Source organism: Streptomyces sp. NBC_00631 (genome assembly GCF_045206895.1).
Taxonomy (GTDB): Bacteria; Actinomycetota; Actinomycetes; order Streptomycetales; family Streptomycetaceae; genus Streptomyces.
Window position 1 is genome coordinate 7351655 of record NZ_CP107734.1, and the last position, 16058, is coordinate 7367712.

General features: G+C 71.9%; 15 protein-coding genes. 10 read left to right on the top strand and 5 right to left on the bottom strand.

Annotated elements, in window-relative coordinates:
- Window positions 1–158 precede the first annotated feature (158 nt).
- The gene (locus OHB00_RS33950) at window positions 159–974 is read right to left on the bottom strand and encodes a lysozyme (RefSeq protein WP_406440485.1); all 816 of its coding nucleotides are present in this window, start codon (window positions 972–974) and stop codon (window positions 159–161) included.
- 277 nt (window positions 975–1251) lie between these two features.
- On the opposite strand from OHB00_RS33950, the gene OHB00_RS33955 reads away from it, so the two are divergent.
- Entirely contained in the window at window positions 1252–1743 is a 492-nt protein-coding gene (locus OHB00_RS33955) for a MarR family winged helix-turn-helix transcriptional regulator (protein WP_406440487.1), read from the top strand.
- A gap of 14 nt (window positions 1744–1757) precedes the next feature.
- On the opposite strand, the gene OHB00_RS33960 is transcribed toward OHB00_RS33955, so the two are convergent.
- Window positions 1758–2546: a hypothetical protein gene (locus OHB00_RS33960; protein WP_406440489.1), complete on the bottom strand. Its 789-nt coding sequence runs from the start codon at window positions 2544–2546 to the stop codon at window positions 1758–1760.
- 395 nt (window positions 2547–2941) lie between these two features.
- Between OHB00_RS33960 and OHB00_RS33965 the strand changes: the two genes are divergently transcribed.
- The 9 genes from OHB00_RS33965 to OHB00_RS34005 all read left to right on the top strand — a co-directional run bounded on the left by OHB00_RS33965 (window position 2942) and on the right by OHB00_RS34005 (window position 11965).
- A complete protein-coding gene (locus OHB00_RS33965) occupies window positions 2942–6229 on the top strand; it encodes a nitrate- and nitrite sensing domain-containing protein (protein WP_406440491.1) in 3288 nt (1095 codons plus the stop codon).
- Window positions 6226–6729: a roadblock/LC7 domain-containing protein gene (locus tag OHB00_RS33970; RefSeq protein ID WP_406440493.1), complete on the top strand. Its 504-nt coding sequence runs from the start codon at window positions 6226–6228 to the stop codon at window positions 6727–6729. The genes OHB00_RS33965 and OHB00_RS33970 overlap by 4 nt, the downstream gene beginning before the upstream one ends.
- A complete protein-coding gene (locus tag OHB00_RS33975) occupies window positions 6726–7148 on the top strand; it encodes a DUF742 domain-containing protein (protein ID WP_406440495.1) in 423 nt (140 codons plus the stop codon). The genes OHB00_RS33970 and OHB00_RS33975 overlap by 4 nt, the downstream gene beginning before the upstream one ends.
- Window positions 7129–7764, top strand: coding sequence for a GTP-binding protein (locus OHB00_RS33980; RefSeq protein ID WP_406440497.1), 636 nt, complete (start codon window positions 7129–7131; stop codon window positions 7762–7764). Before OHB00_RS33975 ends, OHB00_RS33980 begins: the two co-directional genes overlap by 20 nt.
- A gap of 30 nt (window positions 7765–7794) precedes the next feature.
- Window positions 7795–9048, top strand: coding sequence for a styrene monooxygenase/indole monooxygenase family protein (locus OHB00_RS33985; RefSeq protein ID WP_406440498.1), 1254 nt, complete (start codon window positions 7795–7797; stop codon window positions 9046–9048).
- A gap of 181 nt (window positions 9049–9229) precedes the next feature.
- The gene (locus OHB00_RS33990) at window positions 9230–9694 is read left to right on the top strand and encodes a hypothetical protein (protein WP_406440500.1); all 465 of its coding nucleotides are present in this window, start codon (window positions 9230–9232) and stop codon (window positions 9692–9694) included.
- A 69-nt stretch (window positions 9695–9763) separates the two neighbouring features.
- Window positions 9764–10417, top strand: coding sequence for a TetR/AcrR family transcriptional regulator (locus tag OHB00_RS33995; protein WP_406440502.1), 654 nt, complete (start codon window positions 9764–9766; stop codon window positions 10415–10417).
- Window positions 10410–10709 (top strand): hypothetical protein, encoded by a 300-nt coding sequence (locus OHB00_RS34000; protein WP_406440504.1) that lies wholly within the window; start codon window positions 10410–10412, stop codon window positions 10707–10709. Before OHB00_RS33995 ends, OHB00_RS34000 begins: the two co-directional genes overlap by 8 nt.
- Before the next feature lie 113 nt (window positions 10710–10822).
- Window positions 10823–11965 (top strand): NlpC/P60 family protein, encoded by a 1143-nt coding sequence (locus OHB00_RS34005; RefSeq protein ID WP_406440506.1) that lies wholly within the window; start codon window positions 10823–10825, stop codon window positions 11963–11965.
- Between the two features lie 122 nt (window positions 11966–12087).
- On the opposite strand, the gene OHB00_RS34010 is transcribed toward OHB00_RS34005, so the two are convergent.
- From OHB00_RS34010 to OHB00_RS34020, 3 genes are all read right to left on the bottom strand, one after another.
- Window positions 12088–13026 (bottom strand): diiron oxygenase, encoded by a 939-nt coding sequence (locus OHB00_RS34010; RefSeq protein ID WP_406440508.1) that lies wholly within the window; start codon window positions 13024–13026, stop codon window positions 12088–12090.
- A gap of 105 nt (window positions 13027–13131) precedes the next feature.
- Entirely contained in the window at window positions 13132–14622 is a 1491-nt protein-coding gene (locus tag OHB00_RS34015; RefSeq protein WP_406440509.1) for a penicillin-binding transpeptidase domain-containing protein, read from the bottom strand.
- Window positions 14619–15980, bottom strand: coding sequence for an FtsW/RodA/SpoVE family cell cycle protein (locus OHB00_RS34020; RefSeq protein WP_406440510.1), 1362 nt, complete (start codon window positions 15978–15980; stop codon window positions 14619–14621). The genes OHB00_RS34015 and OHB00_RS34020 overlap by 4 nt, the downstream gene beginning before the upstream one ends.
- Window positions 15981–16058 lie beyond the last annotated feature (78 nt).

Sequence of the window (16058 nt, forward strand, 5' to 3'; positions counted from 1 at the left end):
TGAAGAAGGCCCGGGTCCCGCGAGGAGCCCGGGCCTTCGCCCTGCGCGCCGTCATTCGTCCGCGGAGCCGTCGTGGCTGGTCGCGCCCACGCGGCGGAGCCGCAGATCGACACAGCCCCGCGCCCCTTCGGGGCGCCGCAGAACTTCACCCGACCTGCTCAGCCGTTGGCGAACGTGGCCACCTTGTCCACGGCGCCGTTGAACTTGTCGTGGTCCCCGACCGTCGGGCCGGTCGACGTGTACTGCCACATGGTGTAGGCCGACCAGCCGGCCGGCAGGGTGCCCACGTCGGAGGCGTAACGGGCGATCCACAGCGGGTTGGTGGCGGCGAAACCGCTGTAGTTGCCGGTGCAGTCGGTCCACCAGCTGGTCGCCGTGTAGATGACGGCGGCGCGGCCGGTCCGCTCCTTGTACCTGGTCAGGAAGTCCTTGATCCAGGTGACCATCCCGCTCGCGGATTTCCCGTAGCACGCTGCGCCGTACGGGTTCCACTCGATGTCGAGGACGCCGGGCAGCGTCCGGCCGTCCTTGGACCAGCCGCCGCCGTGGTCGACGAAGTAGTCGGCCTGGGCGGCGCCGCCCGTGGTGTCCGGCGTCGCGAAGTGGTAGGCGCCGCGGATCATGCCGGCGTCGTAGGAGCCGTTGTACTGCTGGGTGAAGTAGGGGTTCGTGTAGTACGTGCCTTCCGTCGCTTTGGAGTACGCCCATCGGACCCCGCTGCTCAGCAGGGCCGGCCAGGAGGCATCGCCCTGGTAGCTGGCGACGTCGACACCCTCGGCCTGGGTGGCGAGGCCGGTCTTGGGCGTGCCGATCTGGCCGTCGTGGGCCGGGACGCCCATGCCCATGTACGCGGAGCCGCGGACCGGGACGGCCGGGCCGGACGGGTCGGCGTGGGCGGGGGCCGCGGCGAGCGCCGCGAGCAGCAGCGCCAGCAGGGCGGTGACGCGGGTGGGGGCGGGTCTGTGCACGGGCATGACGTGCCTCCGTGGGGTGAGGTGGGGCTCCCAGATATGCCAGAGGTGGTCGCGCTACGCGCTGCGACACGACGCGGTGTCACACGGCGCGACGCGCTCGGCTGGCGTGGGCATGCCATCGATTCCCCGGATCCGGGCGCTGCGCGCGGGGCGGACTCCGGGGAAGGGGGTCCGGAGGCTGCCGGTGGTCTGAGCCTGCGGAATACTTGGCGAGCTGCGGTGATGACGGCGATTGACGGAAACTTTCAGGACTGCGAAACCGATCAGGGGTGCTGACGTGCACGAGGACGACAAGGGCGACGGACAGCGTGCCGCCACCGGGCTGACGCCGACCGGTGCGGACCAGGAGTTCCTCGCCCTGGAACGTGAGTTGACGGTGCTGCTGCGCCGCGCCCGGGCCAGCCAGGGCGAGATGGCCCGCGAGGTCCATCCCGACCTGGAGTCCGCCGCCTACGGGCTGCTCGTGCGGCTCGACGAGTGCGGCGGCCAGCGCGCCACCGAACTGGCCGGCTACATCGGCGTCGGCAAGGCCACCATGTCCCGCCAGCTGCGCGCCCTGGAGGAGCTCGGCCTGATCGCCCGGGAGCCAGACCCGGCCGACGGACGGGCCTGGCTGGTCGCCCTCACCGACGAGGGCCGGCGCCGGGTCGGCACGGTCCGCGAGGCCCGCCGGGGCCGTTACGTCCGCCAGCTCGCCCACTGGGAGCGCCCCGAGGTCGCCGAACTGGCCCGGCTGCTCCACCAGTTGAACGGCGTCATGGAGAAGTAGCCGTCACCGGGGCTTCACAGTTCGACGTACACCACCGTCGCGTCGTCGTGCGTCTTGCTCCGCCGCAGGAACACCCGCTCCGCACGGTCGGCCGCCTCCAGCTCCCGCACCCGGTCGACCAGCGCCCGCGCCCCCTCCTTGCGTATGACGTCGAGGAGGGCCGTCCAGTCGCCCTCGCGGAACTTCTCCGTCCAGCGGGTCGCCCCGTCCGTGAGGGCGGCCAGGGCGCCGACCTCGGCGCGCGGCACGGTCCCGGTGACCGCGCGGGCCGCCACCGACGGGTCGGCGGCGGCGGTGAAGAAGCCGCCCTCCTTGTTGCGCACCGTCGCGTCGGCGATCGCGTCCGAGACCAGCGAGGCGCGGGGCACGCGGTCGAGCCGGTCGTCCAGGACCGGGGTGACCGTGCCGCGGGGGGACCTCAGGAGCAGCGCGGAGTCGGACAGGACCAGGTACTCCACGGTCTTCTCGGACCAGCGGCTCAGCACGACCGTCGCCTGGGGCGTGCGCGGGTGAGAAAGGTCACAGGTGTCGGCGTGTGCGACAGCTGTGCGGTCGATCGCCCGTTCGAGGATCTCCCGCAGCGTCAGATCTCCGCGCGAAACGGTCAGTTCGGTCAGCGCGCCGCCCAGCCGCGCGGTGAACCAGGGGACGGAATGCAGACACCCGGTGGCGCCCCGCGGCGGGGTGACCCCGTCCAGGACGATCACACAACCCCCCTGTCCCGAGGCCGGAAGTCCGACACCGGCGAAGTCCTCGTTGGGGCGGTCGGGGGCGCCGGGTTCCGAAACGACTTCAGTACGCATTCGGCCAGTCTGCACGACCCCTTCACAGGCTTCGCCAAAGGCTGGCAACACCCTCGGAATTGCCACGGTCCCGCAGGTCAGTCGCCTGTTTTGGGGTGGAATGACGCACTCCGGGAAGGTGCGGTGGCGAATCCTGCCAAAGCCTGCCGTCCGCGTCCAACCGGCCAGCCGGAAAAGGACCCCGCATGGTCCGCCGGAACTTGCCCGCCAACTCCCCTCCGATGTTCACTCCTTCGGGTGGCGGGTGAGTCGATGTGAGACCACTGCCCACCGGCGCTGGGAGGGTCGGGGACCGTACGAATCGGGTGCGCGCACCACTTGGCACCAAATGCCGGGGATCATGACGGGGTGCCACCCAGCCCCTCGGGTACACGAGTTCAGGAATGCGAGCACCGGTGCAGAAGACGCGGCCTCGGCGCACAGCCAAGAAGACGGCCTCCGAAACGGGCGCCGCGGCCCCCGTAGGCACCGGCCGTCCCAAGCACGTCCGCACCCGGCTGATCGTGGCCGTCGCGGTGGTCGCCGCCGCGATCGCGGGAGCCGGCGCGCCCGCCCTGCTGACCGCCTCCGGGCAGCTGAGCGACTCCCAGGACCTGGTGACGCTCGCCGGCCGCACCCAGGACGCGCTGGCGCTGGCCAACTCGCTCGCCGACGAGCGTGACGAGGTCACCTCCTACATCGCGGCGGGCCGCCCCAAGTCCAAGGCGCCCTCGGAGGACCGCAGCGCCCGCGTAGACCGCCAGGTCGAGGACCTGCGCGCGGACACCGACGCCCCCGGCTGGCTGCGCACCGACCTCGACGGCATCGCCGCCGTCCGGCGCGCCGCGCTCACCGGCAAGAGCACCGCTCTCCAGGCGCACGAGGCGTACTCGCAGACGATCACCGAACTGCACCGGCTCGCCGAGGAACTGGCCGAGCAGATGCCGGCCCGGGCCGGCTCGGGCGCCTACGCGCTCGCAGAACTGGACTCCGCGGTCCAGCAGTCCGCCGCCGCCCGCGGTCTGCTCCTGGCCGCCCTGAACATCCCGAGCAGCACCCAGACCACGATCAGCCCGATCACCGGGCTGCCGGTCACCAGCACCACCACCTCCGAGGCCGACAGGAAGCAGCGCGACGCCCTCACGGCCGCCGCCCAGCAGGCCCGGCTGCGCGCCGACGCGGCCCTGGCCGACTTCCACGACACCGCGCCCAAGAACGCGGTCGAGTCGTACGACTCCACGGTCAACGGCGGCGACGTCAACGACGCGGACAAGTACCTGGCCGCCCTCACCGACCAGCCGACCCTCTCGGACGACGACCTCGGCACCAGCGTCAAGAAGCTGGACGCGGCGCTGTCCGCCCGGGTCGACCTGATGCGGGGCGTGGAGTCGGCCCTCTACGACCACCGCACCAAGGACCTCGCCCAGCTCCGCGACGACGACGTCACCGCGCTGGAGATCCGGGTCGCGGTGCTCGGCGCCCTGATGCTGGTCGCCGTGGGCATCGCCACCGCCATGGCGCGCACCCTCACCCGGCCCCTCTCCGTGCTCCGCCGGGGCTCGGCGCGTCTCGCCGGGGCCGAGGACCCGCGCACCGAGGAACCGATCACCTTCACCGGCCGCAACGACGAGTTCGCCCAGGTCGTCCGCTCCGTCAACGCCCTGCACGCGCACGCCGTGGAGCTCTACGACCGGATCGCCACCCTGGAGACCGACCGCAAGCACCTGGTCGGCCAGCGGCAGAAGATGGCCGACGCCCGCGAGGAGCTGCGCGCCGAGGTCGCCGACGCCGCGGCCCAGCTGGGGCGGCTGCGCACCAGCATCGGCTCCACCTTCGTCAACCTCGCGCTGCGCACACTCGGCCTGGTGGAGCGCCAGCTGGCCGTCATCGAGACGCTGGAGGAGCGCGAACAGGACCCCGACCGCCTGTCGACCCTCTTCAAGCTCGACCACTTCGCCACGGTCATGCGCCGCCACAGCGAGAACCTCCTGGTCCTCGCCGGCACCGAACACGTCCAGCAGCACGCGGGCCCGATCCCGCTGGTGGACGTCGTCCGGGCGGCGGTCAGCGAGATCGAGCGCTACGACCGGGTCCGGATCGCCTCCCTGCCCCCGCACGCGCACGTGGCGGGATTCGCGGCCGACGACCTCTCCCATCTCCTCGCGGAACTCATGGAGAACGCCACCGCGTCCTCCCCGCCCGACGTCCCCGTCGAGGTCTCCGGCTGGCTGCTGGAGAGCGGCGAGGTCATGCTCTCCGTCCAGGACGAGGGCATCGGCATGACCGCCGACCGCATGGTCCGCCTCAACACCCGCCTCGCCGAGTTCGACGCCGAGTCGCCGTACGACCAGGAGGGCGAGGACGGTCTGGGCCTCGGCCTCTACGTGGTGGCCCGGCTGGCCCACCGGCACGGCGTCCGCGTCCAGCTCCGCGAGCAGAAGCAGGGCGGGGTGGCCGCGGTCGTGGTCCTGCCCCAGCCCCTGCTGGCCGCGGCCCCCAAGGCGGCGGTCCCGCAGTCCGCGACCCCCGCCGCCCACGCCTACTCCCTCCCCGGCGCGGACGCGGAGGTCAACTCCAACGTCCTGTACGGCCGCTCCACGTCCGGCGATCCCCTGGTGACGCTGGCGGAGCGGGCGGTACGGGAGTCCGACGGGCACGGTGCGGCCGTGCCGGGGGCCGACGAGGGGTGGGCCGACGAGGACGCCGTACACGAGCAGGCGGCTTCGCCGAAGCCCGCGCACCCCGAGCCGGTGGCCCGACAGAAGGCACCCGCGGAGACGTTCGCCGAGACGACGATGGAACTGCTGGTCCCGACGGACCCGGAGGCGGGCCCGGGACCGGCCGAGGAACGGGAACACCCCGCCGACGCCGACATCTGGACCCGCCCGCAGTCGGCTGGCGTCGAGGACCGTTCGCGCCCGCAGTCGGCTGGCGTCGAGGACCGTTCGCGCCCGCAGTCGGCTGGCGTCGAGGACCGTTCGCGCCCGCAGTCGGCTGGCGTCGAGGACCGTTCGCGCCCGCAGTCGGCTGGCGTCGAGGACCGTTCGCGCCCGCAGTCGGCCGGTGCCGAGGACCGTTCGCGCCCGCAGTCGGCCGGCACCGAGGACCGTTCACACCCGCAGTCGGCTGGCGTCGAGGACCGTTCACACCCGCAGTCGGCTGGCGTCGAGGACCGCTCACACCCGCAGCTGGCCGGCGTCGAGGACCGCTCACACCCGCAGCTGGCCGGCGTCGAGGACCGCTCACACCCGCAGTCGGCCGGCACCGAGGACCGTTCGCGCCCGCAGTCCGTCGGCGCCGATGCTCACTCGCGCCCGCAGCCCGCGGCCGCCGGCGGCGAGTACGCCCCGCTGGGGCCACCCGCACCCGACCACGAAAGCCGCACGGGTGGTGCGGGTGGGAACGAAACCGCCGACAGCGAAGCCGAGGACCCGGTCACCAGCAAGGGCCTCCCCAAGCGCACCCCCAAGATCACCGCCCCCGCCCCACCGCCCCGCCAGCGAAGCACCGGCGTCGACGCGGATGCCCTCCGCCGCAGGCTCGGCGGCTTCCGCCGGGGCGCCGACGCCGGACGGCGTGACGTCGAGGCGGAGATCGCCGAGCAGACGGGCCAGAACAAGGTGCCGAGCACCGTACGAGCCGTACCCGCAACAGCTGTATCCGAAGAAGCCACGGGGGGCACAGTCGAGGAGGCAAGCAGTTGACCGCGCCCAGTACCTTCGGACTGAGCAGTGAGGCCCGCAACCTGCACTGGCTGCTGAGCAACCTCATCGAGGAGGTGCCCGGAATCCAGTCCGTCGCGGTGGTCTCCTCCGACGGACTGCTCCTGCTCTCCTCGGACCCCGGCCGTATCGAGGAGGCCCGCGAGGCCAGGAGCGAGAAACGGACGGGCCCGCGCGGCTCCGCCGCCGACCTCGCCACCATCGTCTCCGGCATCGGCAGCCTCACCGTCGGCGCCGCCAAGCTGATGGACTTCGGCGGGGTCAAGCACACGATGGTCGCGATGGACGAGGGCAGCCTCTTCGTGATGTCGATCAGTGACGGGTCGCTGCTGGGTGTGCACGGCAGCGCGGAGTGCGACATGAGCGTGGTGGCCTACCACATGGCACTGTTCGTCGGCCGGGCCGGCCACGTCCTGACCCCCGAACTCCGCACCGAGCTACGCAAGTCCCTGGAGGGCGACGCCACGAGGAGCGGCCGATGACCAGCGCGCCGAAGAACCGCAGGCAGAACCTCCCGGTACGCGGCGGCGACCGCAAACCCGCCCGCGTCCGCCCCTACTCGCTCACCGGCGGCCGTACCCGCTTCGGCCACGTCCTCCTCGTGGAGACGTTCGTCGCGGCACTCGAAGCCCCCGAGGAGCGCAAGGAACTGACGAATGGTTCCCTCAGCACCCGGGTGATGCCGGAGATGCGGGCCATCGTCGAACTGTGCCGCCGTATGCGCACGGTGGCCGAGATCGCCGCGCTGCTGAAGATGCCGCTCGGTGTGGTCCGGGTCCTGCTCAGCGACCTCGCGGACCAGGGAAAGATCCGTGTGTACGGAACCGGTACCGGTCACGGCGTGGGCCGCCCGGACCGCGCTCTGCTGGAAAGGGTGCTGAGTGGACTACGCCGTCTCTGACGCCACCGGCGTCAACCCGCTCCTCGACGGGGAGGAGCAGCCGCGGTCCTGGCAGACGGACCGCACCCGGGCCCCCATCGCCACGAAGATAGTCGTGGCCGGCGGCTTCGGCGTCGGCAAGACCACGCTGGTCACCGCAGTCTCGGAGATCACGCCCCTGCAGACCGAGGCGCTGATGACCGAGGCGAGCGAGGAGACCGACGACCTCACCGCCACCCCCGGCAAGCTCACCACGACCGTGGCCATGGACTTCGGCCGCATCACGCTCGACGACGACCTGGTGCTCTACCTGTTCGGCACGCCGGGCCAGCAGCGGTTCTGGTTCATGTGGGACGACCTGGTGCGCGGCGCGATCGGCGCCGTCGTCCTCGCGGACACCCGGCGGCTGAAGGACTGCTTCCCGGCGCTCGACTACTTCGAGAGCTGCGGGCTGCCGTACGTCGTCGCGGTCAACCACTTCGACGGCAGCGAGCGTTTCGAACCCGAGGACGTGCGCGAGGCATTGACGATCCCTCCGCACATACCTGTAATGATCATGGACGCCCGCCGCCGGATCTCGGCCATCGAGACGCTGCTGTCCCTGGTCGCCCACGCGCTGGACGAAACACCCGAGTAGATCTTCTGAACCCTTAGGAGCCACCACCGCATGCGGAAGATACTCGTCGTGGGGGCCGGCCAGTCCGGTCTCCAGCTCGCCCTCGGCCTCCAGTCGCACGGCTACGAGGTCACCCTGATGTCGAACCGGACCGCCGACGAGATCCGCTCCGGCCGGGTCATGTCGACGCAGTGCATGTTCCACACGGCACTGCAGCACGAGCGCGATCTCCAGCTGAACTTCTGGGAGTCCCAGGCCCCGAAGATCGAAGGACTCGGCGTCTCGGTCGCGGCCCCGGGCTCCTGGGGCGAGGGCCCCGCGGCCCGCGCCATCGACTGGGTGGGCAAACTCGACGGGTACGCGCAGTCGGTCGACCAGCGGGTGAAGATGGCCGGCTGGATGGAGACCTTCGCACAGCGCGGCGGCCAGCTGGTCATCCACGGCGCGGCCGTCGGCGACCTGGACTACTTCGCCCGCACCTACGACCTGGTGCTGGTCTCGGCCGGCAAGGGCGAACTGGTCCAGATGTTCGGCCGCGACGCCTCCCGCTCGCCGTACGGCGAGCCGCAGCGCGCGCTCGCCGTCGCCTACGTCCACGGCCTCGGTCCCCGCCCCGAGCACCCGGACTACTACGCGGTCCGCTGCAACCTGGTCCCCGGCGTCGGCGAGCTCTTCGTGATGCCGACCCTGACCACCTCGGGACCCGCCGACATCCTGTTCTGGGAGGGCATACCCGGCGGCCCGCTGGACGTCTTCAACGGCGTCAAGGACCCCTCGGAGCACCTCTCCCTGACCCTGGAACTCATGGAGCGGTACACGCCCTGGGAGTACGCGCGGGCCACCAAGGTCGAACTGACCGACGCCGGCGGCACCCTCGCCGGCCGCTATGCCCCCACCGTCCGCAACCCGATCGGCCACCTGCCCGGCGGCGGCCTGGTCCTCGGCGTCGCGGACGTCGTCGTGGCCAACGACCCGATCACCGGCCAGGGCTCCAACTCCGCGGCCAAGTGCGCCGCCGCGTACCTCGACTCGATCCTGGAACACGGCGAGAAGGAGTTCGACGAGGCCTGGATGCAGGAGACGTTCGACCGCTACTGGAACACGGCCCAGCACGTCACCAAGTGGACGAACGCCATGCTGGCGCCCCCGCCGGAGCACATCCTCAACCTGATCGGCGCGGCGGGCCAGCTCCAGCCGGTCGCCGACCGCTTCGCCAACGCCTTCAACGACCCCGCCGACTTCGAGAACTTCTTCTACGAGCCGGAGAAGACGGAGGCCTACCTGGCCTCGGTGGCGGGGGCCTGACGGGCCTCTGCCCCGGGCGCATGGACAGCGTGCCCCTGGTCCGCCATGCTGTCGTGGCGGTGACGGGCCAGGGCCGGCCGCGTCGTGCGAGGGGCGGGGACCGGTGGAGGAATCGCGGGGTGCGGCTGTGCCGCCGGAACGCGTCCGTTACCGGTTGACGCGCCTCCAGCGTGTGTTGCCCATGCTTCCCGCCCTCGTCGCCCTGGCCCTCCAGGCCTCGTTCTGGTGGGAGGGGGGATCGTTCGGCCGCGTGCTCGGCACCGGGCTGGTCGTGTGGGGTGTCCTGCTGCCGCTGTTGCTGATCACCTCGCGCTCGTTCGGGGTCACGCTCACGCCGGCGGCGGCCGTCGTGCACAACTTCCGCCGCCGGCCCATCCAGTGGTCGGACGTCCAGGCCATCCAGATCGAGTCTCTCCTCGGCAGCCGGACCGTCGTGATCTACGAAGCGGGCGGCCGCAGTACCCGCCTGCGGGCGCCGAGCACCGGCTTCCTCAGCTGGGACCGCGGCTTCGAGGAGAAGTTCCACACCATCGGCAGGTGGTGGCTGGACCACCGCGGCCCGGACTGGACTCCGGTCCCGCCGCCGTGGATGCTGCGGGGCGGCCCACCGGCGTCGACCGGCGGCCCGTACGCCCCGCCCGCGTAGGCACGGCGCCGCTTCCCCTGGTTCCGACCAGCCACAACGCGCCCACGGCCGGGCGACTACGCTGCTCTCATGACCCCGCCCGCCGCCACCCCCGCCTACCGCAGGCTGTCCGTCGAGGAGCGGCGCAGTCAGCTGCTCGACGCGGCTCTCTCGTTGTTCGCGCACCGCGCGCCCGAGGACGTCTCGCTCGACGACGTGGCGGAGGCGGCCGGGGTCTCCCGTCCTCTGGTGTACCGCTACTTCCCCGGCGGCAAGCAGCAGCTCTACGAGGCCGCGCTCAGGTCCGCCGCCGAGGAGCTGGAGCACTGCTTCGACGAGCCCCGCGAGGGCCCCCTGCTCCCTCGCCTCTCCCGGGCCCTCGACCGCTACCTCGCCTTCGTCGACCAGCACGACGCCGGCTTCAGCGCCCTGCTCCAGGGCGGCAGCGTGGTGGAGACCTCGCGGACGACGGCGATCGTGGACGGCGTACGACGGGCCGCCGCGCAGCACATTCTCAGCCACCTGGACGTCGCCGACCCGGGTCCCCGGCTGCGGATGACCGTCCGGATGTGGATCACCGCCGTCGAGGCGGCCTCCCTGATCTGGCTCGACGAGGACAAGCAGCCGCCCCTCGACGAGCTGCGGGACTGGCTGGTGGACCAGTTCGGCGCCGTGCTCAGCGTGACCGCGCGCCGCGACCCGCAGACCGCCGCCCTCGTCGACGCCCTCGCGGCGGATGGCTGAAACTGGTGCCGTGAAGAGTCAGGAGACCCCCTTCGAGGGCGGCCCCATGGACGGGCGGGTGCTTCCCGTGCTGCTCGGCATGACCGGCCACCCCCCGAAGACGTACCGCATCCCGGTCCCGGACCCGGCCGGCGGACCGCCCACCGTCCTGGTCTACCGCCGCGTCTCCCGGGGGCAGAGCAAGCGGCTCGGCCTGTCCCAGGGGTGGAAGTACGTGTACGACCCGACGGGCCAGGGGGAGGGTGGCGGACCGAAGTGGCCGTGGACGAAGTCCGGCGACACCAACGGGTGACGTGATTACGCCGCATCGCGCACTTCGCCGCGCGGACCATGCCTACAGATCTGATTATCACGTGATCATCGCGATGTGGAACGGAGAGACCGTCCCGCATCGGAGGTGATGACATGTCAGGAAGGTTTCTACGGCTGGCCTGCACGGCCGCGGTGGCGGCGGCCCAGGCCGTCCTCACGCCGCTGCCCGCACTCGCCGCCCCCGGCGCCGAGCGGCCGGTCGCCGAGCTGCTGACGGAACTTCGGCAGGCGTACCGGCAGGCCGAACAGGCCACCGAGACCTACAACGCGACGGCGGAACGGCTGCAGCGCCAGCGTGCCGAGGTGACCCGTCTGGACGGCGAGCTGACCAGCGCCCGGCACTCCCTGCACACCAGCAGGACCGAGGCCGGCCGGCTGGCCCGGGCGCAGTACCAGAACGCCGGCGGGATCTCCCCGTACGTACGGCTGCTGCTCGCCCGTGATCCGCAGCACGCGCTCGACGAGGGCCATGTCATCGGCGAGCTGGCGCGCGAGCGGGCGAAGACGGTGGGCCGCCTGGCGGACGACGAGCGGAGGCAGGCCGACCTCGCCCGCCGCGCCCGCACGGCCCTCGACACCCAACTCGCCCTCGCCGACCGGCAGAAGAGACAGCGCGACGAGGTCCGCACCCGTCTCTCCGACGTGGAGCGCATGCTCGCGTCCCTCACCGCGGACCAGCTCACGGCGCTCGCCGGTCTGGAGAAGGACGACACGGCCGACGCCCAGCGGAAACTCACCACGTCCGGCGCCCTGAGCAGCACCACGCCACCCCCCTCCCCGGAAGGCGACCGCGCGGTGCGCTACGCGGTACAGCAGCTGGGCAAGCCGTACCAGTGGGGCGCGGCGGGCCCGACGTCGTACGACTGCTCGGGCCTGACCTCCCAGGCCTGGGGCCACGCCGGCACCCCCATCCCGCGCACCAGCCAGGAGCAGTGGGCCGACCTGCCCCACGTCCCCCTGAACCGCCTGCGCCCCGGCGACCTGGTCGTCTACTTCCCCGAGGCCACCCACGTGGCCCTCTACCTGGGCGACGGCAAGGTGGTCCAGGCCCCCCGCCCCGGCGCGAAGATCAAGGTCTCCCCGATCGCGGCCAACCCGATCCTGGGCGCCGTCCGCCCGGACCCGACGGCCGACTCGTTGCCCCGCTACACGCCCCCGACGATCCCGAGGACGGCGACAGAGGGCCCGGACGAGAGTTTCGGGACGTTGCCGCCGACCGTGCCGACTCCTGCCTAGGAGAGGTGCGGGGCCGTGTCGACATGCGGCGCGGACACCCACCCAAGGGGCGCGGGGCCGTATTCGATATGCGGCTCAGCCGCGTGGGCGTGACCAGCCACAACGCAACCCGCACCCGAAACTCAAGCCAGCAGCCCCGAGCTCTTCCACAACCGTCGCCCGGCCCCCCGAAGAACACCGATGTCATCCAGGAAGTCGGTCAACCGCTTCGCGCCGGTCTGCATGACCTCCCGCCGATGCCCGCTCGCCCGTACCTGCGCCACGGCCTCCCGCCGGTCCAGCCCCACGTTCGTGTAGACCTCCGGATTCACGAACGCCACCGAGAACACCCGCGCGAACTCACCGGAGGTGACCCGCGTGAACTCCTGCGACCACCGAGGCGCCGTCACCATCTGCCGGCGCAGCTCCTCGCGGGCGTACCGCACATGCCGGGCCTCCTCGACCACATGGATCCGGGTGACCCCCCGGACCAGCGGCTGGACCCGCTCGTCCGGGAAGGTCAGCCGCTGCATCCAGTCCAGCACCTCCTCGCCCAGCAGGGTGGCCGTGAAGGACCCGGGGGTCGTGGAGATCGTCTTGAAGAGGCGGCCCAGATTCTGGTGGGCCCGGCTCACCGGGTACCAGGGCGCGTCCCCGCGCGCTATCAGCCGCGCGAACATCTTCGAGTGCCGGCACTCGTCCTCGATCTCGGTCAGCGCGTAGCGCACATGCGCACTCGTCGCCGCCTTGTCGTAGATGTGCCGGACCAGCAGCTGCATCAGGATCAGCTCGAACCAGATGCCCAGCGAGGCCAGCGCCGCGGCCTCGTGCTGCGACAGCAGGATCCGCTGCTCCTCGCCCATCCGCCTCCACAGGGGCGTGTCGTAGAGCGACACCAGCTCCGGCGGCCAGAACCACTTGCCGTCCTCGAAGGGCGCGTCCCAGTCCAGCTCCTTGTCCGGGTCGAAGGAGTGCTTCGCGGAGGAGACGAGCAGCCGTTCGGCCACCTGCTCGCGGTCCTTGAGCAGGCCGAGCGCGTCCCGCAGTCCGTCGACCGCGTCGGCTTCCGTCAGGGTCGTCATGGCTCCCTCACCTCGTTACCCGGGGGTACATCGTCGTCCGCTCTTATGAGACCGCTTGTCAGCAAGCCGGTCAATCCCTCGCGTGCGACTTGTTTACTCCGCGTCTCAGAACCCGAGCACCGCCCGCATCACCGCGCGGGCGATCGGCGCCGCGTCCCCGCCGCCGCTGATGTCCCCGCGGTCGGCCGCCGCGTCCTCGACCACCACCGCCACCGCGACCTTCGGTTCCAGGTCGTCGTCCGCCTGCGCCCAGGACACGAACCAGGCGTACGGCACCCCGGAGTTGCCGATGCCGTGCTGCGCGGTGCCGGTCTTGCCGCCGACCGTGGCGCCGCGGATCGCCGCGCTGGTGCCGGTGCCCTCCCGGACCACGTCGACCATGAGCTCCTTCATCCGCACGGCCGTCGCGGGGCTCATCACCTGCCGTACCGGCCCCGCACCGCCCGTGGTGACCGTCTCGCCGGTCTGCCGCACGGTCCGCTCCACCAGGTACGGCGGCCGCGCGAGCCCCCCGTCCGCGACCGCCGCCGCGACCATCGCCATCTGCAGCGGCGTGGCCCGGGTGTTGTACTGCCCGATCGACGACAGGGCCAGCTGCGCCCTGTCCACGCTCGTGTCGAAGGTGCTCGGCGCGGCGGTGAACGGGATGCGCAGCCGGGTGTCGTTGAAGCCGAACGCCTGCGCCGTCGCCGTCATGTCCGCCGCCCCCACGTCCACGCCCAGCTTGGCGAAGACGGTGTTGCAGGACCACTCGAAGGCCGCGCGCAGCGAGGCGTCCGCGCATCCGTCGCCCTCGTTGGTCAGCCGGGTCGTGGTGCCCGGCAGCCGGTAGGGGTCGGGGGAGTCGGTCGGCGCGTCCAGGTCGGTGACCACACCCGCGTCAAGGGCGGCGGCCGCCGTCACGACCTTGAAGGTGGAGCCCGGCGGATACGTCTGCCGTACCGCCCGGTTGAGCATCGGCTTCTCCGGGTCGCCGTTCAGCCGCGCCCAGGCCGAGGTCACCGCCTCGCTGTTGCCGGACAGTTCGGAGGGGTCGTACGACGGGGTGGAGACCAGGGCGAGGATCCGGCCGGTCGCCGGTTCGATCGCGGCCACCGCGCCCTTGCGGGAGCCGAGCCCCCGGTAGGCGGCCTCCTGGGCGTACCGGTTCAGGGTCGTGACGACGTTCCCGCCCGGGTTCTGCGAACGTCGGGTGTCGTTCCACAGCGGGAACGGCGCCAGCATCGGGTCGGTCCCGGAGAGCACCGCGTCCTCGGCGTGCTCCAGGAACGTCGTGCCGTACAGCTGGGAGGCGAAGCCGGTGACCGGGGCGTACAACGGGCCCTGTGGATAGGTGCGTTCGTAGCGCAACTGCTCCCCGCTGTCCCGGGAGCCGGTGATCTTCGCGCCGCCGACCAGGATGTCGCCGCGGGGGAGACCGTAACGGGCGATCGAGGAACGGCGGTTGGCCGGGTTGCCGTCGTACTCCCGGGCCTTGACGACCTGGACGCGGGCGGCGTTGCCGAGGAGGGCGAACAGCAGCAGGGCGCACAGGGCGCGGGCCCGCCGCACGTAGCCGGCCATGCCGCCCCGCCGGCGGCCGTACCCGGTGTTCATGGGGCCACCCGTCCGTCGTAGTGGCGGCGGGCCGAGTCGCTCACCCGGATCAGCAGGGCCACGATCGCCCAGTTGGTCACGACCGAGGAGCCGCCCTGGGCGAGGAACGGCATCGCCATGCCGGTCAGCGGGATCAGCCCGGTCACCCCGCCCGCGATCACGAAGACCTGGAGGGCGACGATCGAGGCGAGCCCGACCGCGAGGAGCCGGCCGAAGGGGTCGCGCAGGGCGAGGCCGGCCCGGTAGCCGCGCTCGACGAGCAGGCCGTAGAGGAGGAAGATCGCCGAGAGTCCGGTGAGTCCGAGTTCCTCGCCCGCGGTGGCCAGGATGAAGTCCGACTTGGCGGCGAAGCCGATGAGGATCGAGTGGCCGAGGCCGAGACCGGTGCCGAGGGTGCCGCCGGCCGCGAACGCGAAGAGGGACTGGGCGAGTTGGTTCGGCCCCTGCCCCGCGTCGATCGAGGCGAACGGATGCAGCCAGTCCTCGATACGGCCGTGCACATGCGGTTCGAGGCGGCCGACGGCCATCGCGCCGAACACGGCGAGCAGCAGGCCGACGGCGATCCAGCCGGTGCGCCCGGTGGCGACGTACAGCATCACGACGAAGAGGCCGAAGAAGAGCAGCGAGGTGCCGAGGTCGCGTTCGAGGACCAGGACGCCGACGCTCACCAGCCAGATGGTGACGATCGGGCCGAGCACCCGGCCCGTCGGGAACTGCATGAACCACAGCCGGCGGCCGGCGTACGCCAGCGCGTTGCGGTTGGCGGCGAGGTACGCGGCGAAGAACACCGCGAGCAGCACCTTCGCGAACTCGCTGGGCTGGATGGAGAATCCGGCGATCCGGACCCAGATCCTGGCCCCGTTGACGGCCGGGAAGAGGATCGGCAGGAGCAGCAGGACGAGCGCGGCGGCGACGCAGACGTAGGCGTAGCGCTGGAGCACGCGGTGGTCGCGGAGCATCAGCACGACCAGGATGAACAGAGCGACGCCCAGAGTGGACCAGACGAGTTGGGCGGGGGCCGCGCGGTCGCCGGGGGTCTGCAGGTCCAGCCGGTAGATCAGGACCAGGCCGAGTCCGTTGAGCAGCACGCCGATCGGCAGCGGCAGCGGGTCGGCATACGGGGCGCGCAGGCGTACGGCGAGATGGGCGACGAGCGCGAGGACCCCGAGGCCGGCGCCGTAACCGGCGGCGCCGGGCGGGACGGTGCCGGTCCTGGCCAGGCCGACCGCGCAGTAGCCGTACACGCAGAGCAGGACGGCCAGCACGATCAGGGAGAGCTCGATGCCACGCCGCCGGGGGAGGCGTACGGCGGAGGTGGGGGTCGCGGTCGCCGCCAGGGTGGTTCCGGCCTTGGTCATGTCCGGAACTTACCTAAATGGTGCGAGTTGCGGGTCTTGTTGGCCGGCACCAGCGTGGCGTCCGTCCGTGCCCCCCTA